This is a genomic window from Streptomyces sp. NPDC048560 (genome assembly GCF_040650955.1).
In the GTDB taxonomy this organism is placed as follows: domain Bacteria; phylum Actinomycetota; class Actinomycetes; order Streptomycetales; family Streptomycetaceae; genus Streptomyces.
This window is the reverse complement of sequence record NZ_JBEZIJ010000013.1, coordinates 55,260-76,282: the sequence shown is the minus strand read 5'-3', so window position 1 is coordinate 76,282 and position 21,023 is coordinate 55,260. Positions and strand designations below refer to the sequence as shown.

Below are 21,023 nucleotides of genomic sequence, written 5' to 3'. Positions count from 1 at the left end.
CGCGAGGTCTACGCGCGTCGGCGCGCAGCCGTTCACCGCCCGTCGTCGGCCGCCGTACCGTCCGGCAGCCTGAACAGTGCCCAGACGACCTTGCCGCGCAGTGCGCCCGCGGGCAGCTGCTCCCCGGCGAGTACGGGGGAGGGGTGCCAGCCCCACGAGTCGCTGAAGGACTCCACGAGGAACAGGCCGCGGCCGGATTCCGCCGAGTCTGCCGCCTGGCCGGCCACCGGTCCGCTCCGGCTGGGATCGCGCACCGCGCACACCAGGCGTGACGTCCAGTGCATCAGGTGGAGCCGCACGGGCGGGTCCTGCGGGTCCCGGGCGGCATCCGCCGGCAGGGCGTGGCGCAGGGCGTTGGTGACGAGTTCGGAGACGACCAGGGCGACGTCGTCGAACCGCTCCGTCAGCTCCCACTGGGTGAGCGTCTTCCTGGTGAACTGCCGTGCCCCGCCCACCGCTTCGTAGCGGGCCGGCAACGTGCAGGAGGCCGACCCGGCGACGGCCGAGGGGTCGGTTGGTGGAAGCCCCTGCCGTAACGGCTCGAGCATCGTCGATCCATTCGTCCCCATGCGAGGCACTCCCGGGATTCGCGGCTGTAGCGGCACTGCCTGTAGCGGTACTGCGGGGGGTACAGCGGCACAACACGAACGAGCACGCAGGTGCGCGAGGGCCATGGTTCCGAATGCGCAGGGCAGATGCAAGGGCAGATGCACGTGCACGCGCCGGACCTGCCCGACAGCGTGCCGGTTCTTACTCATTTCTTCCCCTGGGCAGATTCGAAGCTTTCTGCAAGTCTTCCCATTTCCGTAATCGAATGAGTACGGGCTGAAGCGTTTTGGTGGCAGAATCCGGCACTCGGGGTTCGGGGGAACCCTGGTGTCCGGGAAGCGATGGGGAGGGTTGGACCAGTGCCGGCAGGCGAGTCGAGTGGTTCTGTGGTGCGGCGCATCCTGCTGGGCTCTCAGCTCAGACGCCTGCGCGAGTCGCGCGGCATCACCCGTGAGGCGGCCGGCTACTCCATCCGCGCCTCCGAATCGAAGATCAGCCGCATGGAGTTGGGACGGGTGAGCTTCAAGGCCAGGGACGTCGAGGACCTGCTCACGCTCTACGGCGTCGCCGACGAGGTGGAGCGCGACTCCCTCCTCGGACTGGCCCGTGAGGCCAACGTGGCGGGCTGGTGGCACAGTTTCGGCGACGTGCTGCCCGGCTGGTTCCAGACGTACATCGGTCTGGAGGGAGCGGCTTCGCTCATCCGGATCTATGAAGTGCAGTTCGTCCACGGCCTGTTGCAGACCGAGGCGTACGCCCATGCCGTGGTCTCCCGGGGTATGCGCGGCGCCCCCGCGGCCGAGATCGACCGCCGGGTCGCGCTGCGCCTGGAGCGGCAGAAGGCGCTCGTCTCCGAGCGGGCCCCCCGCTTCCATGCCGTGCTCGACGAGGCGGCGCTGCGCCGCCCGTACGGCGAGCGCGAGGTGATGCGTGCGCAATTGCGGCATCTGATCGATATGTCGGAGCAGCCGAACATCACGCTCCAGGTGATGCCCTTCAGTTTCGGTGGCCATGCGGGAGAGAGCGGCGCTTTCACGATGCTGCGATTCCCGGAATCCGATCTGTCGGACCTGGTCTATCTGGAGCAGCTGACAAGTGCGCTTTATCTGGACAAGGCCGAGGAAGTCGCCCAGTACGAAAAGGCCATGATTCGGCTCCAGGAGGACAGTCCCGGCCCCGAGGAGAGTCGCGATCTGCTTCGCGGTCTTCTTCAACTGACGTGATTTATCAGTACGATGACGTCGTATCAGCCGTACCGGGCAGTCTGCGTCTGCAGTAAGGGATTGCATGTCCTACTTCAATGAACTGGCCCACCAGTACATCGACGGCGAGTGGCTGACCGGCAGCGGCTCGTGGGACATCATCGATATCAATCCCTACAACGGCGAGAAGCTGAGCTCGATCACCGTCGCCACCTCACTGGAGGTGGACAGGGCCTACCGCGCCGCCGAACGCGCGCAGCGGGCCTGGGCCGAATCCGGTGGGTACGCACGCCGTGCCGTCCTGAGCCGCGCCGTGGAGATCATCGAGGAGCGCGCCGACGCGATCGTCGAGACGATCGTCGACGAGCTGGGCGGCACCCGCTTCAAAGCGGAGTACGAGGTCGGCGTCTGTCAGGAGTTCCTGCGCGCCGCCGCCGGCCAGGCGCTGCGTCCCATGAGCCGGCTGCTGCCCTCACCGGTGGACGGCAAGGAGAACCGCCTCCACCGGGTGCCCGTCGGGGTCATCGGCGTGATCTCCGCCTTCAACTTCCCCTTCCTGGTGACCATGAAGTCCGTGGCGCCCGCCCTGGCCCTCGGTAACGCGGTCGTCGTCAAGCCCCATCAGAACGCGCCCATCGTCGGCGGCGCCCTGGTGGCCAGGATCTTCGAGGAGGCCGGACTTCCGGCCGGGCTGCTCAACGTGGTCGTCACGGACAGCGCGGAGATAGGCGACGCGTTCATCGCGCACCCCGTGCCCAAGGTGATCTCGTTCACCGGATCCGACCGCGTCGGCCGCCACATCGCCGCGACGGCGAGCGGTCTGTTCAAACGGGTCATCCTCGAACTCAGCGGCAACAGCGCCCTGGTGGTGCTGGAGGACGCGGACATCGACTACGCGGTCGAGGCCGCCGTGTTCAGCCGGTTCCTGTACCAGGGACAGGTCAGCATGGCCGCCAACCGCATCCTGGTGGACCGGCCGGTCGAGGCCGAGTTCACCGAGCGCTTCACCGCCGCGGTGGCTGGTCTCAGGACCGGTGACCCCCGGGATCCGGACACCCGCATAGGGCCGGTGATCAGCGCCTTCCAGGCGGACTCCCTGACGGCCCTGGTCGACCAGGCGATCGCCGACGGAGCCACGGCGCTGGTACGGGGCCGTACGCGGGGCAACCTCGTCGAGCCGACCGTGCTGGCCGGGCTGTCGGAGGACTCCCCGCTGCTGGTGCAGGAGATCTTCGGCCCGGTGGCGCTGCTGGTGCCGTTCGAGGGCGAGGACGAGGCCGTGCGGATCGTCAACGACAGCCCGTACGGACTGAGCGGCGCCGTGCACACGGGGGACGTGGAGCGCGGTGTGCGCTTCGCTCGGCGCATCGTCAGCGGGATGTTCCACGTCAACGACTCCACCGTCCAGGACGACCCGCTCGTGGCGTTCGGCGGCGAGAAGATGTCCGGGATGGGGCGGCTGAACGGCGAGGCCGCGGTGGAGGCGTTCACGACGCAGAAGTGGATGTCCATCCAGCACGGACGGACGCACTTCCCCTTCTGAGGGGGCATCTGGCGTTCCGTGTCCGGAGCCCGGCGCCTCACGTCGTGCGTCGAGGACAGTAGGTGACCGCAAGGGTTCGTAACGTGGCCGGTGTCAGGAAGAAGACGTCGGCACGGATCCCAAGGCGGTCACCATGGTCACTCACGTCCCCTCCGAGGCGCACGGCGACGAGCGCGGCGCCCTCCTGTCCTTCGTGGAGGCGCAGCGCGGCGCCCTCCGCCGCTCGGTCATCGGTCTGTCCGAGGAGCAGGCCGCGAGCCGTCCGAGCGCCAGCGGGCTCTCCCTCTCCGGGCTGCTCAAGCATGTGGCCGAGACCGAGCTGAACTGGCTCCGGATGGCGCAGGGGCGGCCGAACGAGAAGGCGCGCACCCAGGAGACCTGGGCCGACAGCTTCCGGCTGGTCGAGGGCGAGTCGGTCCCGGAGGTCCTCGCCTTCTGGGCGGACGTCGCGGCGGAGACGGAGGAGTTCATCGCCTCGGTGGACAGCATGGACGACACCTTCCCGCTCCCCGAGGCGCCCTGGTTCCCGAAGGACGGCCGGGTCTCGATGCGCTGGCTGCTGCTGCACCTCGTGGAGGAGATCGGCAGGCACACCGGTCATGCGGACATCATCAGGGAGAGCCTCGACGGCAGGACGGCCTTCGAACTGGTCGCTCTGGACGCGGGCTACGCTGAGGATGCCCCTAGTCAAAATTGAATAGAAACACTGATCGGAAAGAGTGTGGGAATGTCCGCGATCCGGCTGCTCGTCCTCGGCGCCGTGCGTCAGCACGGCCGCGCGCACGGCTATCAGGTCCGCAACGACCTGGAGTACTGGGGCGCGCACGAGTGGTCCAACGCGAAACCCGGATCGATCTACCACGCTCTCAAGCAGATGGCGAAGCAGGACCTGCTGATCGCGCACGAAGTGGCGCCGTCCACGGCCGGGGGCCCACCGCGCACCGAGTACGAGATCACAGCGGAGGGCACGCGGGAGTTCCGGGACCTGCTGCGCGAGGCGATCACCTCGTACGACCAGAAGATGGACGTGCTCTCGGCGGCCATCGGCTTCATCGTCGACCTGGAGCGCTCCGAGGCGGTCGCGCTGCTGCGGCAGCGGGTCGCGGCCATCGAGGCGTGGCGGACCGCGGTGACCGAGCACTACGTCCCCGAGGACGGCCCGGAAGTGCTCGGTCACATCGGCGAGATCATGCGCCTGTGGGTGCACTCGGCGGACTCCGGTGCCGAGTGGACACGCGGCCTGATCGACCGGATCGAGGGGGGCGCGTACACCTTCGCGGGCGAGGGGGAACCCTTCGTCGGGGTGCTCGGCGAGGGTGACGAGAACCCCTATGCCACGGGCCTCCCCGACCCCGGGGACGACCACTAATCAAGTTTGACGAATGGATCCCGGTGGGTTACCTTCCTCCGGCTAGTCAAATTTGACTACATAAGGACGGGTGAAGAGCGTGACCGACGCGATCGTCGTAGAAGGCGTTCACAAGCGGTACGGGGACAAGCGGGCGCTGGACGGGCTGGACCTGGCCGTCCGGCGCGGCACCGTGCACGGCGTACTGGGACCCAACGGGGCGGGCAAGACCACGGCCGTACGCATCCTGTCGACGCTGCTCAGGCACGACGAGGGCCGCGCCGAGGTGGCGGGGCTCGATGTGCGCGCCGACGCGCGCGGGGTCCGGCGGCGGATCGGCCTGCTGGGGCAGAACGCGGCGGTGGACGAGGAGCTGGGCGGCCGGCAGAACCTGGAGATGTTCGGCCGGCTGTACCACCTCGGCGCACGCCGGGCGGGCCTCAGGGCGGACGCGCTGCTGGAGCGGTTCGGGCTCGCCGACACCGGCCGCAAGCCGGTCAGGCAGTACAGCGGAGGGATGCGACGGCGGCTCGATCTGGCCGCCTCGCTGATCACCGACCCGGAGGTGCTGTTCCTGGACGAACCCACCACCGGCCTGGACCCCCGCGGCAGGGCCGAGGTGTGGGGCGCGGTGCGCTCCCTGGTCGGCGGCGGTACGACCGTCCTGCTGACCACGCAGTACCTGGAAGAGGCGGACCAGCTGGCCGACCGCATCTCGGTGATCGACCGGGGGAGGGCTGTCGCGGACGGGACGGCGGACGAGCTCAAGGCGATGGTGGGCGGCGACCGGATCGTCGTGGTCCTGCGGGACGCGGCCCGGCTCGGGGAGGCGGCGCGGCTCCTCGGGGACGGCGTGGCCGTGGACCAGGACCGGCGGCTGCTCAACGCACCGGCCCCGGACCGGATCGCGGCACTGACCCGGACGGTGCGGGCACTGGAGGACGCGGGCATCGAGGCCGAGGACATCGCGGTCCGGCGCCCGACCCTCGACGAGGTGTTCCTCTCCCTCACGGAACAGACGGCACACGACACGGAGGCGGCGGCATGAGCGCGGGTACGGCGACGGTGACGGTGGCGAAGGAGAGCACGGCCCGGGGCCGCGTCGGCTGGGCGCTGGCCGACTCCTGGACGATGACCCGGCGCGAACTCTCGCACTGGGCACGGCAGCCGGTGCAGGTGGTGGTCGGCCTGGTCTTCCCGGTGATGCTGCTCCTGATGTTCAACTACCTGGTCGGCGGGGGCCAGGGAGTGGACGGCGACACCACCGAGTTCCTGGTGCCGGGGATGCTCGCGCTCACCATGGCCTTCGGCCTGGAGGGGACGATGCTCGCCGTCACCCAGGACCTCGGCAAGGGTGTCATCGACCGCTTCCGCTCGATGCCGATGGTCTCCGGCACGGTCCTGGTCGGCCGGAGCGTCGCGGACATGCTCCAGTCGGTGGCGGGGCTCGCCGTGATGATGGGCGTGGGGTACGCGATCGGCTGGCGCTGGCACAACGGCCCGGCGGCCGCGCTCGGCGCGATCGGCCTCCTGCTGCTGCTCCGGTTCGCGATGCTGTGGGTGGGCATCCAGCTGGCGATGGTGGCGGGCAGGCCGGAGATGGTGCAGGCGGTACAGATCCTGGTCTGGCCGGTCGGCTTCCTCTCCAACGTCTTCGCGACCCCGGAGTCGATGCCCGGCTGGCTGGGCGCGGTCGTGGAATGGAACCCGATGTCCGCCACGGCCACGGCGGTCCGCGACCTGTTCGGCAACCCCGGTGCGGCGGGCGGCAGCTGGGCATCGGACCACGCGGGACTCCTGGCGCTGGTCTGGCCCCTGGCGCTGGCGGCGCTGTTCCTTCCCCTGGCGGTGACCCGCTTCAGGAACCTCGACAAGTAGGGCCACGCCCCCGCGGCCGGCCGGACCGCCCACCCGGTCCGGCCGCGTCCGGCCCTCAGTGGTGGAAGGCCGTGACGGCCCCCGGGTCCCGGCTCATCGGCCGGGACTGCGCCCGCAGGTCGGGCAGTACCCGGTTCAGGTCCTCCATCAGCAACTCGGCGAGATCCGACGAGAACCCGTTGCGGCACACCACCCGGAGCACCGACAGATCCTCCCGGTTGGCCGGGAAGGTGTACGCCGGCACAAGCCACCCGGACTCCCGCAGCCGCCGTGACACGTCGAACACGTCGTACGCCGTCACGTCCGGCGCCGTCGTGAACGCGAACACCGGCAACTCGTCGCCCCGGGTCAGGAGCTGGAAGTCGCCCAGGCTCTCGATCTCGGTCGCCAGCCCTCGCGCCACGTCCCGCGAGGCCTGCTGCACGGCCCGGTAACCCTCGCGCCCCAGCCGCAGGAACGTGTAGTACTGCGCCACCACCTGCGCACCGGGCCGGGAGAAGTTCAGCGCGAACGTGGGCATGTCGCCGCCCAGGTAGTTGACCCGGAAGACCAGCTCCTCGGGCAGCTCCGCGGCCGTACGCCACAACGCCCAGCCCACCCCGGGGTACACCAGCCCGTACTTGTGCCCGGAGGTGTTGATCGACGAGACGCGGGGGAGCCGGAAGTCCCACACCAGGTCCTCGTCGAGGAACGGCGCCACCATCGCCCCGGACGCCCCGTCCACATGGACGGGGATGTCCAGGCCGGTGCGCTCCTGCAGCCGGTCCAGCGCCGCGCACAGCTCCGCGATGGGCTCGTACGAACCGTCGAACGTGGAGCCGAGGATCCCGACCACCCCGATCGTGTTCTCGTCGCACAGGTCCGCGGCGGCCTGCGGGTCGAGGTGGAAGCGGCCGCCCTCCATCGGGACCTGGCGGGCCTCCACCTCCCAGAACGTGCAGAACTTGTCCCAGCAGACCTGCACGTTGACGCCCATCACCAGATTGGGCCGTGCGGTGGACGGGTAGCGGTCGGCGTTCCGGGCGGCCCAGCGCCGTTTCAGCGCCATCCCGGCCAGCATGCAGGCCTCGCTGGAACCCGTCGTCGAACAGCCCACGGCAGCCGCCGGATCCGGCGCGTGCCACAGGTCGGCGAGCATCGACACACAGCGCCGCTCCAGCTCGGCCGTGCGCGGGTACTCGTCCTTGTCGATCATGTTCTTGTCGCGGCACTCACCCATCAGGACCCCGGCCTGCGGTTCCATCCAGGTGGTGACGAACGTGGCGAGGTTCAGCCGGGCGTTGCCGTCGAGCATCAGCTCGTCGTGCACGAGCCCGTACGCCGTGGACGGCGGGAGCGGGCCGTCCGGCAGCCGGTGCCTGGGCGGCGCCGAGGTCATCCCCGCGGTGGGATCCGCCTCACCGAGGAACGGGTTGAGGGCCAGCCTGCGCCGCTCCTCCGGGGGTTCGTCCTCGTGCCCGTGGGCACCTTTGTGAAGCGGCATCGGCGGCAGCCCCTCTCGGCTCTCGGCGGTCGGGGTCTGCGCCGGACGGGATGCCGACCGGACGAGACCGCCCGAATGGGACGATACGGATATTTGCCTCAATCGGCGCGCCGGGCGGGCGTTTCCGGATCCGCCCGTCCGTCACTTCAGCGGTGTGCCGTCCTCGCGCAACTGCATCTGCGGGCGCCCCGTCACCAGCAGCCAGGCCGGCAGCGAGGCGATGCAGAGCATGGGCAGTACGGCCGTGTCGCTGACCAGGACGGCCGCGGTGAACAGGCTCAGCCAGCCCTGCCGGGTCACGGCGAGCAGGACGCCGAGCACCGCGCAGGACACGGCGAGCGCGGGCGGTACGGAGCCGACCAGGGCGTTCGCGCAGAGCCCGAGCGCGACGCCGACGAAGACGGCGGGGAAGATCCGGCCGCCCCGGAAGCCGCAGGTCGCGGCGACGACCAGCGCCGCCGTCTTGACCACCGCCATGACGGCGAACTCCCCGGCCGTCCAGTCGCCGGGATGCGCGGCGAGCACTTTCACCTCATCGAGCCCCTTGAAAAGGGTGAGGTGGCCGCCCAGCGCCCCCAGGAGGCCGAGCAGCAGCCCGCCGAGCGTCATCGCGAGCACCGGGTACCGCAGTGCCTCGAACAGCCGGTGGGCCACCGGGAACGCGTACACCGCCAGAAGTCCGAGCAGCGCGCCCGCGGAGGCGATCACGACCGAGGAGAGCAGGTCGCTCCAGGCCGGGTTCGTGTACGCGGGCAGCGAGAGGTCGAAGCTCGGGTTGGCGGTCAGTGTCATGGTGAGCGAGCCCGCCGCGCCCGCCGCGAGCGGGGCGAAGAGCCGGTCCCAGAGCGCCCCGGGGCCCGGGCGGGATGCGATGTTCTCGGTGAGGATCAGCGCTGCGGCAATGGGGGTGCCGAACAGGGCGCCTACGGTGCCGGCCGCCGCGAGGAAGATCCACATCTCGGCGGGTGCCCCGGGCAGCGCGCGGCGGCCGAGCCAGTAGGCCAGCGCGATGTTCGCGGCCGTGATCGGGTTCTCGGGCCCGAGGCTCACCCCGCCGGCCAGCGACAGCGTGGTCACCAGGAGCAGGCCGGGGAGCACGCCGGGCGCCATCGGGGTGTCCACCAGCCCGGTGGTGGCCGGGTCGGGCCCCGCGTGTCCGTGCACGGTGCGGACCACCAGGCCGACCGCGAGGCCGGTCGCGGTGAGCATGACGATCATCCACAGCGAGGAGTACCCGCCCACCCCGAGCGCGTCGGGAAGGGTCTCCCAGAGCACGTCCTGGAGCTCCTCCGCGAGCAGGCTGACGCCCAGCAGTACGAGCGCGGAGGCGACTCCCACGGCGAGCGCGGGCACGATGGCCGTCAGCAGCCGGAGGGCCGGCGAGGGTGCGGCGGGTGCGGGGGAAGGTGATTCGGTGGCCACCGGGTCACCATAACGGCGTAAAAGCCGCATACCCCTCGCGGTGTGTCCGAGGGTCGCGGGATTTCCGCCTTGCACCTCACGTGACGTCAGGCCCCAGGCTGAGGGGCGTACCGAGCAACAGAAGGGAGCGGGGAGCCGTGCACCACTCCGTGGGCCAGGTCGCCGAGTTCGCCGGGATCACGGTGCGCACACTGCACCACTACGACGGAATCGGCCTGCTGTCACCCAGCGCGCGCAGCCACGCGGGACACCGCCGTTACGACGACGACGACCTCGACCGGCTGCAGCGGATCCTGTTCTACCGGGAGCTCGGCTTCCCGCTCGACGACATCGCGGTCCTGCTCGACGACCCGGAGGCGGACCCGCAGGAGCACCTGCGCCGGCAGCACGCGCTGCTCTCCGGCCGGATCGCCGCACTGAGCAGGATGGCGGCCGCCGTCGAAACAGCCATGGAGGCGAAGAAGATGGGCATCAACCTCACACCCGAGGAGAAGTTCGAGGTCTTCGGGGGCAAGGACCCGGAGGAGTACGCGGAGGAGTCGGAGCGCCGATGGGGCGGCACCGACGCCTACGCCGAGTCGCGGCGCCGGGTCGCCCGCTACACCAAGGACGACTGGAAGCGGATGCGGGCGGAGGCCGCCGACTGGGGCGAGCGCTACAGCGCGCTGATGGCGGCGGGCGAGCCCGCCACCGGCGAGCGGGCCATGGACCTGGCCGAGGACCACCGGCAGCACATCACCACGTGGTTCTACGACTGCACGCCCACGATCCACCGCGGACTGGGCGAGATGTACGTCTCCGACCCGCGGTTCCGCGCCTCCTACGAGTCGATGAGGCCGGGTCTGGCCGAACACCTGCGGGACGCGATCGACGCCAACGCGGAGCGCCGGGCGTAGGACCCGCCGTTACGGGGGCGGGGCGCCCGCCCCCGTACCGCTCACAGCTTGCTGATCACCGCGGCCGTCCCGTACGCGCAGACCTCTGTCCCCACGTCGGCCGCCTCGGACACGTCGAACCGCATCATCAGCACCGCGTTGGCTCCGCGGGCCCTCGCCTGCTCGACGAGCCGCTCCATCGCCTGGTTGCGGGTCTCGACCAGGGTCTTCGTCAGCCCTTTCAGTTCTCCGCCGATCATCGACTTCAGCCCGGCGCCGATCTGGCTGCCCAGGTGGCGCGAGCGGACCGTCAGCCCGAAGACCTCGCCGATGACCTGTGTCACCTGATGGCCGGGAACGTCGTTCGTCGTGACGATGAGCACATCGGCGTGAGCCGTCTGTCCCCCGCCGTAATCCTCAATGCCCATGGTGGTGGCACCTCCTGGGGACAGCTTTGCCCCGGTTCGCACCCCGTGCATTTTCGCGTACGCCGTTGGAACCCGGAGGCGCTCCGCAGCGTTGATAGCTTGGGGCGGCCACGCAGCCGCCATCGATCGATCCTGGAGCCCGGACCCTTGAATACGCTTGCGCTCGGCCCGAGCTGGCTGGACCCGGATTATCTGATCAACCAGTTCGGTCTGATCGGCGTCCTCGCCATCGTCTTCGCCGAGTCCGGTCTGCTGATCGGCTTCTTCCTGCCCGGTGACTCCCTGCTGTTCACCACGGGTCTGCTGGTGACGACGGGGAAGCTGACGACCCCGCTGTGGCTGGTCTGCACCCTGGTCGCGCTGGCCGCGATCATCGGTGACCAGGTCGGCTACCTCTTCGGCCGGAAGGTGGGCCCGGCCCTCTTCACGCGCCCCGACTCCCGTCTCTTCAAGCAGGAGAACGTCGAGAAGGCCCACGACTTCTTCGAGAAGTACGGCCCGAAGTCCCTGGTCCTGGCCCGTTTCGTGCCGGTGGTGCGCACGTTCACGCCGATCATCGCCGGTGTGAGCCGGATGAACTACCGCTCGTTCATCACGTACAACATCGTCGGCGGCATCCTCTGGGGCGTCGGCGTCACCGTCCTCGGCGCCATGCTCGGCAAGATCGACTTCGTGCACGCGCACATCGAGATGATCCTCATCCTGATCGTGCTGATCTCGGTGCTGCCGATCGCCATCGAGTTCCTGCGGGCCCGTGGCAAGTCGAAGAAGGAAGCCGCACGCGGCCAGGACGACCAAGGGCAGCCCGGCGGCGGTCCCGGCTACCCGGGCGGCCCGGGTAACTCCGGCGGCCCCGGGCACTCCGACGGCGGCAGCCCGCCCTCGGGCCAGCGCGGCCGGCACGCCAAGCGCTGACCCGCCGGGCGTACGGGGCCGCCGGATCCGGTCCGCCGGACCCGGGCCCCGGAGATGTCCCGGCGCCGGAGGGCGGGTGACAGCCCTTAGAAGCCGCGCGTCCGCTTGGCCGCGCGGCGGCCCGCGCCTCCGACGGCGCCCGGCACCCGCATGAACAGCCGGGAGATCTCGCTTCCCAGGTTCACCCCGATCGCGATGGCCAGCGCCGTCGCCACCGCGGTCGACAGGGAGGCGAGACCCGCGTCCAGCTCCCCCTGGGCCACGCCCAGCAGACCGAAGTACGTCGCCGAGCCCGGCAGCAGCGGTCCGATCGCCGCCGTGATGAACGGCAGCGACGAGGTGTACCGGTAGCGGGAGAACAGCTGGCCGAAGAGCCCCACGAGCCCGGCCGCCACCGCCGTCGCCGCGACCGGGGAGATCTCGCCCGTGCGGGCCATGGCCCCGTAGATGATCCAGGCCACGCCGCCGTTCAGGGTGACCATGAGGACGGTGGAGCGCTCCTGCTGGAGCAGGACGGCGAAGGCCAGGCTCAGCGCCATCGAGGCCAGGATCTGGATCACGGGCCGGTCGACGGCCACGAAGCGTGCCTCGGGGTTCAGGCCGACCCCCAGCTGGACGCCCAGATAGAGGATCAGCAGCACCCCGGTGACGATGCCGATGAAGAAGTACATGACCTCCAGCAGCCGGGCGGCGGCGGTGATGTAGTAGCCGGTGAGGCCGTCCTGCACCCCCGCCACCAGAGCCCGCCCCGGCAGCAGCGCGAAGAGCCCACCGGTGATCACCGCGGACGGGCGGATGTCCGTGGAATGGGTCAGCGTCAGCAGGACGCCCATGGCCGCGGGCGGCATCGCCGCGACGAGGAACTGGTAGAACTCCGGCAGCCCGCGCCCCGCGCAGAGCCACGCCAGCCGGTCGCCGAGCATCGCGCCGGCCGCCGCCACGATGAAGACCAGCGCGCCACCGCCGACCAGCACCGACGCCGCACCGGCCAGCAGACCGGCCGCGCACGTCAGCACCCAGCCGGCGTACGGGTGCCGGTTACGGCGGATCTCCGCGAGCCGCCCGTAGGCGTCCTCCAGCGAGACCTCGACGTCCTCCGTCGTGATGTCGTCGACCAGCCGGAACACCGCGGCCAGCCGGGTGTAGTCCGTGCCGCGGCGGCGTACGGTCCTGCTCGCCGTCACCGGGTCGTCCACCAGCGACGGCTGGTGCGAGATGGACAGCAGCGTGAACGTGACCGTCGGCTCGCACCGGTCGAGGCCGTACGAACGCGTCACCGCGAACATGGCCGCCTCGACGTCCTCGGCACCCTCGCCACCAGCGAGGAGCAGCTCCCCGATACGCAGCGTCAGGTCGAGCACTCGGGGTACGGCCGGCCCGGTGTCGTCGGTCTTCTGGATGCTCTCGGGCGCGGGCCGCTCGGTCACCGGCATCCGCAGCATCGTGCGCATCCGGTCCTGCCAGGGGGCTTCCTTGGTCAGCCGGATCATCGGGCTGCCGTGCGCCGGGGTGAAGGCGGGCGGCGCGTGCTGGGCGCTGTACGCGCGCGGCGGCACGAAGGCGGACGTCAGCGTGTCCGAGCCCGAACCCCCACCTGTGCCCGCCCCCGGCGCCGAGGGATCCGTGTGCAGACCCGGCGGAAGGGCGAACTCCGACGTGGGATGGTCGTCCTCGCCGTGCGCGGCGGGCTTGTCCACGCCCGCGGGTGGCGCGAAGGCGCTGCGTGCCTCGTCGGACTGGGGCTTCTGGTCCTCAGGACCGCCCTGTTCCGCCACCACTCGACCTCGCTCTTCATCGGCTGCGCTTCCTCGGCTGCGCCCAGGGCTCTGTCTCGTGCCCAGTATGTGCACGGACATGACCCGGTACGCGAAACGGGCGGCACACCGGTGATGGTGTGCCGCCCGTACGCCGCCCCGCCCGGACCGTCAGGCCCGGACGGGAACCGGGGTGTTACGTCAGTGCGCGCCGCCCTGCGCCTCAAGGCGCTTGTAGGACGCCTCGATCTCGGCCTCGGCCTCGGTGCGGCCGACCCAGTCGGCACCCTCGACGGACTTGCCGGGCTCCAGGTCCTTGTAGACCTCGAAGAAGTGCTGGATCTCCAGGCGGTCGAACTCCGACACGTGGTGGATGTCGCGCAGGTGCTCCACGCGGGGGTCGGACGCCGGGACGCACAGCAGCTTGTCGTCGCCGCCGGCCTCGTCCGTCATGCGGAACATGCCGATGGCGCGGCACTTGATGAGGCAGCCGGGGAAGGTCGGCTCCTCCAGGATGACCAGCGCGTCCAGCGGGTCGCCGTCCTCGCCGAGGGTGTTCTCGACGAAGCCGTAGTCGGCCGGGTAGCTGGTCGAGGTGAAGAGTCGACGGTCCAGGCGGATCCGACCGGTCTCGTGGTCCACCTCGTACTTGTTCCGCGAACCCTTAGGGATCTCGATAACGACGTCGAACTCCACGAGTGGCTCCTCCATGATCAACACATACGACTGGTGATTAAGTGTCCCCCACGCAGATGGGTGCTCGCGAAAGGGGCTGGTCAACGGTGGCCGAGCCGGTGGAAAGACCGTCGATCCGTCCGTCGAACATGTGGGACAGGCTGAAAGACCCGAAGAACCGGAAACGGCTGATCGGGCCGGGCAGTCGGCAGTTCGTAGCAGGCTCCGTGGTGCTCGGGCTGCTCGTCGCCACCGGCGCCGTCGTCGCCGCCGGTCCCTGGGACTCCGGTCAGCGTAAGGCCGAGCGGGACCGGGTGGTCGCCGGGGAACGCACAGGTGGCGCACATCACGAGCCGGGAACCCCCGACGCGCCGCGACCGGCGCCCAGCGCCCCCGCCGTACTCACCGCACTGGGCGGCCCCGTCACCCGTACGGTCCCCGAGGACGCCGCCGCCCTCGCCGCCGCCCTCGGCCCCCTCCTGAACGGCCCCGCCCTCGGGACCCGCCCCACCGGCGCGGTCATCGACACGGCCACCGGGAAGCAGTTGTACGGACAGGGCACCGGCACCCCCATGACGCCCGCGTCCACGGTGAAGATCGCCACGACCGTCGCCGCGCTCGGCGCCCTCGGCCCCGACCACCGCATCGCCACGACCGTCCGGGCGTCCGCGGACTCGCGGACCCTCACGCTCGTCGGCGGCGGCGACCCCACCCTCGACAAGGCCGCCCTGCGCCGTCTCGCCGCCGACGCGGCGGACGCGGTGCGCAAGCAGGAGATCAGCACGGTCGAGCTCACCTACGACACCTCCCGCTACACCGGGCCCCCGCTGCACCCGATCGGCCCCAACGAGAACATCGCGCCCGTCAGCGCCCTGATGATCGACGAAGGGCGGCTCGACGGCTCCACCCACGGGCCCGCCCCGCGGACCGCCGACCCGGCGGGGGACGCCGCACGCGCCTTCGCCGCCCTGCTCGACAAGGCCGGGATCGCCACCGAGGCCGCCCCCGCCCACCGCCGCGCCCCGGCCAGGTCCCGGACCGTCGCCACCCACCGCTCGAAGCCCCTGTCGGCGCTCGTCGAGCGGGCCCTGACCAACAGCGACAACGACATCGCCGAGGCCCTCGTCCGCGAGACCGCCCTGGCGACGGGCGAGCGGGCCGACTTCGCGGGCGGCCGACGGGCCGTCACCGCACAGCTGAAGAAGCTGGGCGTGCCCACGGCCGGCGCCGACCTCGCCGACGGCAGCGGACTCGACCGCGACGACCGGGTGACGGCCGCCCTGCTCGCCGGCCTGCTGGCGCGGGCGGCGGATCCCGCCCACCCCGAGCTCCGCTCCGTCCTCACCGGCCTCCCGGTCGCCGGATTCAGCGGCACCCTGAAGGGCCGCTACACCGAGAAGTCCCGGGGCACCGGCCTGATCCGCGCCAAGACCGGCACGCTCACCGGGGTGAACACACTCGCCGGAACGGTCGTCGACACGCGGGGCAGGCTCCTGGCCTTCGCCTTCCTGGCCACCGGCACGACATCCCCGTCCGAAGCCCAGTCCGCGCTCGACACCCTGGCCACCGCTCTCGTCGACGGCTCCCGGTGAGCGGCCCAACACCACACCACCGGGCGACACCCTCACGTACGGTTGACGCATGACGAGCATCGGTGGTGCCGAGATGGTCGACTGGAATCTCGCGGTGGCGACCGCGACCCGGCTCGTACGGCCGGGGCCCGAGATCAGCCGCGAGGAGGCCCGCGCCGTCGTCGCGGAGCTCCGGCGGCACGCCAAGGCCTCGGAGGAGCACGTCCGTTCCTTCACCCGGATGATCCCGGACGGGCACGAGCCGGAGGACACCCCGGTCCTCGTCGTGGACCGGGCAGGCTGGATCAGGGCCAACGTCGCCGGCTTCCGCGAACTGCTGCGCCCCCTGCTGGGCAAGATGGAGGACCGGCGCCCCGGTGGCGCCGGCGGCGCGGTGCTCGGCGCGGTCGGCGGCAAGGTGACCGGCGTGGAGCTGGGCATGCTCCTGTCGTTCCTGGCCTCCCGAGTGCTGGGGCAGTACGAGACGTTCGCCCCCGCCACGCGTGAACTCCCCGCCTCGGCCAAGGGCGGCGGCCGACTCCTGCTCGTCGCCCCGAACATCGTCCACGTCGAGCGCGAACTCGACGTCGAACCGCACGACTTCCGGCTCTGGGTGGCACTCCACGAGGAGACCCACCGCACCCAGTTCACCGGCGTGCCATGGCTCCGCGACCACCTGAAGGGCGAGATCCAGTCGTTCCTCGAGGAGACGGACGTCGACCCGATGACCGTCGTGGAGCGGCTGCGCGAGGCGGCCCAGACGCTCTCGGGCGCGAGTCGTCCCGAGGGTGAGGAGGGCGAGGGCCGCAGCCTCGTCGAACTCGTCCAGACCCCCGCCCAGCGCGAGATTCTCGGCCGCCTGACCGCGGTGATGTCCCTGCTCGAAGGACACGCGGACTTCGTGATGGACGGCGTGGGTCCCGAGGTCGTCGGCTCGGTGGCCGAGATCCGCGAGAAGTTCCAGCAGCGCAGGGCCCGCGGCGCGAGCCGCCTGGACCAGGCGCTGCGCAAGCTCCTGGGGCTCGACGCGAAGCTCCGTCAGTACCGGGACGGGGAGCGGTTCGTCAGCGCCGTGGTCCGTGAAGTCGGTATGGACGGGTTCAACCGGGTCTGGACCTCGCCCAACACCCTCCCGACCAAGGCCGAGATCGCCGCACCGGCGGACTGGGTCGCGAGGGTGCACCGTAAGCCAGAGTCGTGATCTTGCCCCGCCCGCAGGCCGAAGAATGGCCCTTCAATCACCCATCCGAGGGACCATAGGGGCATGGGAAGGCGTGCAATGCTCGATGAACAGCTTGGCTCTGTCACCATCGACGCACTCTGAGTGACGGGACTCACGTTCTGTCCCTTCGAGGCACCCCCCGAAAATCCTTCACGAAGGGCACCGGACATGGGTCCCCATCCTGCGGTCGCGGCGATACGCCTGGCGGTTCGCCGCGTACTCCACGACGTACTCACCGAATACGACCGACACACCGACAAGACCGGCCGTGCCGAGTTCGCCGAAGCCGGCGTCGGCAGGCAGCGCGCCACACTTCCCGAACGACCCGACACCCCACTCGTGCTGGTGGCGTGTTCAGGCGGCGCCGATTCCATGGCGCTCGCCTCCGCCCTCGCCTTCGAGTCCCGCAAACTCGCCGTCCGCGCCGGCGGAATCACCGTCGACCACAACCTCCAGCCGGGGTCGGCCCTGCGCGCCGCCGAGGTCGTCACCCGGCTCGGCGCGATGGAGCTCGACCCGGTCGAAGCGGTCTCCGTCAGCGTGGGACGGGAGGGCGGCCCCGAAGCCGCCGCCCGCGACGCGCGCTACGCGGCCCTGGACGCGGCGGCCGAGCGCCACGGCGCCGCGGCGGTCCTGCTCGGCCACACCCGTGACGACCAGGCGGAAACCGTCCTGCTCGGCCTTGCCCGCGGCTCCGGCATCCGCTCGCTCTCCGGGATGGCCGCCGCCTCAGGCCCCGCCGGTCGCTACCGCCGCCCCTTCCTCCAGCTCGACCGGCAGACCGCCCGCAAGGCGTGTCTCGTCCAGTCGCTGCCCGTCTGGGACGACCCGCACAACATCGACCCGGCCTACACCCGCTCCCGGCTCCGCCACGAAGGGCTGCCCGCTCTGGAGAAGGCCCTCGGCAAGGGTGTCGTCGAAGCCCTCGCCCGTACGGCCCAGCTCTCCCGCGACGACGCCGACGCCCTCGACACCTGGGCCGCCGAGGCGGACCGTTCCGTACGCGACGACGCGGGGCAGCTGGAGTGCGCCAAGCTCCACGTCCTGCCGCCCGCGGTGCGCCGCAGGGTGCTGCGCCGGGCCCTGATCGAGGCCGGCGCCCCCGCCGGGTCGCTGTTCGCCCGTCATATCGAGGAAGTCGACCGTCTCATCACCGGATGGCGCGGCCAGCGCGCCATCAACCTGCCGGGCCGCGTCGAAGCCCAGCGGCAGGGTGGCAGACTGGTCATTCGGCAGAGCTGTAGCGCAAGCGGCTGAAGTGCAGGCGAAACGGCCCACCGGCCCGGGGCACGACTCCGGGACCGGCGGGCTAAGAAAGAGACGCGGGTGAACGAGAAGGACATGGGTACCGACCTTCAGTCGGTGCTCCTCACCAAGGAAGAGATCGACGCGAAGCTCGTCGAGCTGGCCGCGAAGATCGACGCGGAGTACGCGGGCAAGGACCTGCTCCTCGTCGGCGTCCTCAAGGGCGCGGTGATGGTCATGGCGGACCTGGCACGCGCCCTGTCCACCCCCGTCACCATGGACTGGATGGCCGTCTCCTCGTACGGCGCCGGCACCCAGTCCTCCGGGGTCGTCCGCATCCTCAAGGACCTGGACACCGACATCAAGGGCAAGCACGTCCTGATCGTCGAGGACATCATCGACTCCGGCCTGACGCTCTCCTGGCTGCTTTCCAACCTCGGCTCGCGCGAACCCGCGTCGCTCGAGGTCTGCACCCTGCTGCGCAAGCCGGATGCCGCAAAGGTCGCCATCGACGTGAAGTGGATCGGCTTCGACATCCCCAACGAGTTCGTCGTCGGCTACGGGCTGGACTACGCGGAGAAGTACCGCAACCTCCCCTTCGTCGGCACGCTCGCGCCGCACGTCTACGGGGGCTGACGGCACCGGCCGCCCGCCCTGCCCGGCCGCCCGCCCAACCGGGACGGGCGGCGGGGAACCCTCACCGGCTTCCCGCCGTTGGAGCTTCGAAGGCGGGATTTGTCAGACGTCCCCGGCAGTCGCGGGTGACAATGCTGGGGTACCGTCCGAAGAACAGTCTTTTCTCACAGCAGCATTTACCTACGGGCAGGAGGGACGGGGCGACTTCGCTCCGTATGGATGGACGTGAAGCGATACTTCCGTGGGCCGGTCATGTGGATCGTGCTGGCCGTCCTCGCCGTGGTCGTGTTGATGCAGGTCGTCGGCTCGTCGGGCGGCTACAAGACGGTAGACACCGGCGAAGTGATCCAGGCGATCAGTAAGAACCAGGTGGAGCAGGCCAAGCTCACCACTGGTGACGAGCAGATTCTCAAGATTGAGCTGAAGGACGGCCAGAAGCTCGAAGGCGAGTCCGGCAGCAAGTTCCAGGCAAGCTACATCGGCAACCAGGGCGTCGAGCTGGCGGACACCCTGCAGCAGAAGTTCGAGAACGGTGACATCGAGAAGGGTTACACCGTCTCGCCGTCGAAGCAGTCCCCGTTCGTCTCGATCCTCCTCTCGCTGCTGCCGTTCGTTCTGATCGTGGTCGTCTTCCTGTTTCTGATGAATCAGATGCAGGGCGGCGGTTCCAAGGTCATGCAGTTCGGCAAGTCCAAGGCGAAGCTGATCACCAAGGACACGCCGAAGACGACGTTCGCCGACGTGGCGGGGTCGGACGAGGCTGTCGAGGAACTCCACGAGATCAAGGAGTTCCTCCAGGAGCCGGCGAAGTTCCAGGCCGTCGGCGCCAAGATCCCCAAGGGTGTCCTGCTGTACGGGCCTCCCGGTACGGGCAAGACGCTGCTGGCCCGCGCCGTCGCCGGCGAGGCGGGAGTCCCGTTCTACTCGATCTCCGGTTCCGACTTCGTCGAGATGTTCGTCGGTGTCGGTGCCTCCCGAGTGCGTGACCTCTTCGAGCAGGCCAAGGCGAACGCCCCGGCGATCGTCTTCGTCGACGAGATCGACGCAGTAGGCCGGCACCGCGGTGCCGGAATGGGCGGCGGTCACGACGAGCGCGAGCAGACCCTCAACCAGCTGCTCGTCGAGATGGACGGCTTCGACGTGAAGGGCGGCGTCATCCTGATCGCCGCCACGAACCGGCCGGACATCCTCGACCCGGCGCTGCTGCGCCCGGGACGCTTCGACCGGCAGATCGCGGTCGACCGTCCGGACATGCTGGGCCGTCTCGAAATCCTCAAGGTGCACAAGAAGGGCAAGCCGGTAACCGACGACGTCGATCTCAACGCCGTCGCCCGCCGTACCCCCGGCTTCACCGGTGCCGATCTGGCGAACGTGCTGAACGAGGCCGCGCTCCTCACGGCGCGCAGCAACAAGACGCTGATCGACAACGCCATGCTCGACGAGGCCATCGACCGCGTCGTGGCGGGTCCGCAGAAGCGGACCCGGATCATGTCCGAGAAGGAAAAGAAGATCACCGCATACCACGAGGGCGGACACGCCCTGGTCGCGGCGGCTTCTCCCCAGTCGGACCCGGTCCACAAGATCACGATCCTCTCCCGCGGCCGCGCCCTCGGTTACACGATGGTGCTCCCGGAGGAGGACAAGTACTCCACGACGCGCAACGAGATGCTCGACCAGCTCGCGTACATGCTGGGCGGGCGCGCGGCCGAGGAGCTGGTCTTCCACGACCCGACCACCGGCGCTGCGAACGACATCGAGAAGGCCAGTGCCACGGCCCGCGCGATGGTCACGCAGTACGGCATGACGGAGCGGCTCGGCGCGATCAAGTTCGGTGGAGACAACACCGAGCCGTTCGTGGGCCGTGAGATGGGCCACCAGCGCGACTACTCGGAAGAGGTCGCCGCGCTGGTCGACGAAGAAGTCAAGAAGCTCATCGAGACCGCGCACAACGAGGCCTGGGAGATCCTCGTCGAGAACCGCGACATCCTCGACGCCCTGGTCCTCGAACTCCTCGAGAAGGAGACGCTCGGCAAGGAGCAGATCGCCGAGATCTTCGCTCCGATCGTCAAGCGTCCCGCCCGCCCGGCCTGGACCGGCTCCTCGCGGCGCACGCCGTCGACGCGGCCGCCGGTCCTCTCTCCCAAGGAGCTGGCCCTCACCAACGGCATCACCACCGCCAACGGTTCGGCCGCCCCGGCGGAGATCGCCCCGAAGGACATCGCCCCGGCAACGGAGTCGATCCCGGAGGAGCGTCCGGAGAGCTAGTCCCGTACCGAC

The 21,023-nt window shown here is 70.2% G+C and carries 19 protein-coding genes; 13 read left to right on the top strand and 6 right to left on the bottom strand.

The window, feature by feature from the left end; translation table 11 throughout:
• Positions 1-32: 32 nt before the first annotated feature.
• Positions 33-548 (bottom strand): ATP-binding protein, encoded by a 516-nt coding sequence (locus AB0C82_RS30395; RefSeq protein WP_362848581.1) that lies wholly within the window; start codon positions 546-548, stop codon positions 33-35.
• A gap of 342 nt (positions 549-890) precedes the next feature.
• Between AB0C82_RS30395 and AB0C82_RS30390 the strand changes: the two genes are divergently transcribed.
• The 6 genes from AB0C82_RS30390 to AB0C82_RS30365 all read left to right on the top strand — a co-directional run bounded on the left by AB0C82_RS30390 (position 891) and on the right by AB0C82_RS30365 (position 6,520).
• Positions 891-1,772 (top strand): helix-turn-helix transcriptional regulator, encoded by an 882-nt coding sequence (locus AB0C82_RS30390; RefSeq protein ID WP_173313818.1) that lies wholly within the window; start codon positions 891-893, stop codon positions 1,770-1,772.
• Positions 1,773-1,836: 64 nt separating this feature from the next.
• Complete coding sequence (locus AB0C82_RS30385) at positions 1,837-3,294, top strand: aldehyde dehydrogenase family protein (protein ID WP_362848151.1); 1,458 nt, start codon at positions 1,837-1,839, stop codon at positions 3,292-3,294.
• 133 nt (positions 3,295-3,427) lie between these two features.
• Positions 3,428-3,991 (top strand): DinB family protein, encoded by a 564-nt coding sequence (locus AB0C82_RS30380; RefSeq protein WP_362848149.1) that lies wholly within the window; start codon positions 3,428-3,430, stop codon positions 3,989-3,991.
• Positions 3,992-4,021: 30 nt separating this feature from the next.
• Positions 4,022-4,663: a PadR family transcriptional regulator gene (locus AB0C82_RS30375; protein ID WP_362848146.1), complete on the top strand. Its 642-nt coding sequence runs from the start codon at positions 4,022-4,024 to the stop codon at positions 4,661-4,663.
• Between the two features lie 79 nt (positions 4,664-4,742).
• On the top strand, positions 4,743-5,690 hold the full coding sequence (locus AB0C82_RS30370; protein WP_362848144.1) for an ATP-binding cassette domain-containing protein: 948 nt from the start codon (positions 4,743-4,745) through the stop codon (positions 5,688-5,690).
• Entirely contained in the window at positions 5,687-6,520 is an 834-nt protein-coding gene (locus AB0C82_RS30365; protein ID WP_362848141.1) for an ABC transporter permease, read from the top strand. The genes AB0C82_RS30370 and AB0C82_RS30365 overlap by 4 nt, the downstream gene beginning before the upstream one ends.
• 55 nt (positions 6,521-6,575) lie before the next feature.
• Here AB0C82_RS30365 and AB0C82_RS30360 read toward each other — a convergent pair whose 3' ends face one another.
• Together AB0C82_RS30360 and AB0C82_RS30355 are read right to left on the bottom strand one after the other, a co-directional pair.
• Positions 6,576-8,003: a glutamate decarboxylase gene (locus AB0C82_RS30360; RefSeq protein WP_362848138.1), complete on the bottom strand. Its 1,428-nt coding sequence runs from the start codon at positions 8,001-8,003 to the stop codon at positions 6,576-6,578.
• Positions 8,004-8,144: 141 nt separating this feature from the next.
• A complete protein-coding gene (locus AB0C82_RS30355) occupies positions 8,145-9,425 on the bottom strand; it encodes an ion channel protein (RefSeq protein ID WP_362848136.1) in 1,281 nt (426 codons plus the stop codon).
• 137 nt (positions 9,426-9,562) lie between these two features.
• On the opposite strand from AB0C82_RS30355, the gene AB0C82_RS30350 reads away from it, so the two are divergent.
• Complete coding sequence (locus tag AB0C82_RS30350; RefSeq protein ID WP_362848133.1) at positions 9,563-10,321, top strand: MerR family transcriptional regulator; 759 nt, start codon at positions 9,563-9,565, stop codon at positions 10,319-10,321.
• Positions 10,322-10,362: 41 nt separating this feature from the next.
• On the opposite strand, the gene AB0C82_RS30345 is transcribed toward AB0C82_RS30350, so the two are convergent.
• Positions 10,363-10,728, bottom strand: coding sequence for a YbjQ family protein (locus tag AB0C82_RS30345; protein WP_362848130.1), 366 nt, complete (start codon positions 10,726-10,728; stop codon positions 10,363-10,365).
• Positions 10,729-10,875: 147 nt separating this feature from the next.
• On the opposite strand from AB0C82_RS30345, the gene AB0C82_RS30340 reads away from it, so the two are divergent.
• Positions 10,876-11,643: a VTT domain-containing protein gene (locus tag AB0C82_RS30340; protein WP_362848127.1), complete on the top strand. Its 768-nt coding sequence runs from the start codon at positions 10,876-10,878 to the stop codon at positions 11,641-11,643.
• An 86-nt stretch (positions 11,644-11,729) separates the two neighbouring features.
• Here AB0C82_RS30340 and AB0C82_RS30335 read toward each other — a convergent pair whose 3' ends face one another.
• Together AB0C82_RS30335 and AB0C82_RS30330 are read right to left on the bottom strand one after the other, a co-directional pair.
• Positions 11,730-13,421: a threonine/serine exporter family protein gene (locus tag AB0C82_RS30335; protein ID WP_362848124.1), complete on the bottom strand. Its 1,692-nt coding sequence runs from the start codon at positions 13,419-13,421 to the stop codon at positions 11,730-11,732.
• A gap of 177 nt (positions 13,422-13,598) precedes the next feature.
• Entirely contained in the window at positions 13,599-14,093 is a 495-nt protein-coding gene (locus AB0C82_RS30330; protein ID WP_014155500.1) for an inorganic diphosphatase, read from the bottom strand.
• A gap of 128 nt (positions 14,094-14,221) precedes the next feature.
• Between AB0C82_RS30330 and dacB the strand changes: the two genes are divergently transcribed.
• From dacB to ftsH, 5 genes are all read left to right on the top strand, one after another.
• Positions 14,222-15,664 (top strand): D-alanyl-D-alanine carboxypeptidase/D-alanyl-D-alanine-endopeptidase, encoded by a 1,443-nt coding sequence (gene dacB / locus AB0C82_RS30325; RefSeq protein WP_362848579.1) that lies wholly within the window; start codon positions 14,222-14,224, stop codon positions 15,662-15,664.
• A gap of 49 nt (positions 15,665-15,713) precedes the next feature.
• The gene (locus AB0C82_RS30320; protein ID WP_362848121.1) at positions 15,714-16,844 is read left to right on the top strand and encodes a zinc-dependent metalloprotease; all 1,131 of its coding nucleotides are present in this window, start codon (positions 15,714-15,716) and stop codon (positions 16,842-16,844) included.
• A 189-nt stretch (positions 16,845-17,033) separates the two neighbouring features.
• Entirely contained in the window at positions 17,034-18,122 is a 1,089-nt protein-coding gene (gene tilS / locus AB0C82_RS30315) for a tRNA lysidine(34) synthetase TilS (RefSeq protein WP_362848118.1), read from the top strand.
• Positions 18,123-18,206: 84 nt separating this feature from the next.
• The gene (gene hpt / locus AB0C82_RS30310) at positions 18,207-18,746 is read left to right on the top strand and encodes a hypoxanthine phosphoribosyltransferase (RefSeq protein WP_030593143.1); all 540 of its coding nucleotides are present in this window, start codon (positions 18,207-18,209) and stop codon (positions 18,744-18,746) included.
• A 219-nt stretch (positions 18,747-18,965) separates the two neighbouring features.
• A complete protein-coding gene (gene ftsH / locus AB0C82_RS30305; RefSeq protein WP_362848115.1) occupies positions 18,966-21,011 on the top strand; it encodes an ATP-dependent zinc metalloprotease FtsH in 2,046 nt (681 codons plus the stop codon).
• Positions 21,012-21,023 lie beyond the last annotated feature (12 nt).

Excerpts from the sequence above, each read along its gene's own strand:
- AB0C82_RS30390 (WP_173313818.1), top strand. The coding sequence starts at position 891 with ATGGGGAGGGTTGGACCAGTGCCGGCAGGCGAGTCGAGTGGTTCTGTG.
- AB0C82_RS30345 (WP_362848130.1), bottom strand. The coding sequence starts at position 10,728 with ATGGGCATTGAGGATTACGGCGGGGGACAGACGGCTCACGCCGATGTG.
- AB0C82_RS30385 (WP_362848151.1), top strand. The coding sequence starts at position 1,837 with ATGTCCTACTTCAATGAACTGGCCCACCAGTACATCGACGGCGAGTGG.
- ftsH (WP_362848115.1), top strand. The coding sequence starts at position 18,966 with ATGGACGTGAAGCGATACTTCCGTGGGCCGGTCATGTGGATCGTGCTG.
- AB0C82_RS30375 (WP_362848146.1), top strand. The coding sequence starts at position 4,022 with ATGTCCGCGATCCGGCTGCTCGTCCTCGGCGCCGTGCGTCAGCACGGC.
- tilS (WP_362848118.1), top strand. The coding sequence starts at position 17,034 with ATGGGTCCCCATCCTGCGGTCGCGGCGATACGCCTGGCGGTTCGCCGC.
- AB0C82_RS30360 (WP_362848138.1), bottom strand. The coding sequence starts at position 8,003 with ATGCCGCTTCACAAAGGTGCCCACGGGCACGAGGACGAACCCCCGGAG.
- AB0C82_RS30320 (WP_362848121.1), top strand. The coding sequence starts at position 15,714 with ATGACGAGCATCGGTGGTGCCGAGATGGTCGACTGGAATCTCGCGGTG.
- AB0C82_RS30380 (WP_362848149.1), top strand. The coding sequence starts at position 3,428 with ATGGTCACTCACGTCCCCTCCGAGGCGCACGGCGACGAGCGCGGCGCC.
- dacB (WP_362848579.1), top strand. The coding sequence starts at position 14,222 with ATGTGGGACAGGCTGAAAGACCCGAAGAACCGGAAACGGCTGATCGGG.
- AB0C82_RS30365 (WP_362848141.1), top strand. The coding sequence starts at position 5,687 with ATGAGCGCGGGTACGGCGACGGTGACGGTGGCGAAGGAGAGCACGGCC.
- AB0C82_RS30395 (WP_362848581.1), bottom strand. The coding sequence starts at position 548 with ATGCTCGAGCCGTTACGGCAGGGGCTTCCACCAACCGACCCCTCGGCC.
- hpt (WP_030593143.1), top strand. The coding sequence starts at position 18,207 with ATGGGTACCGACCTTCAGTCGGTGCTCCTCACCAAGGAAGAGATCGAC.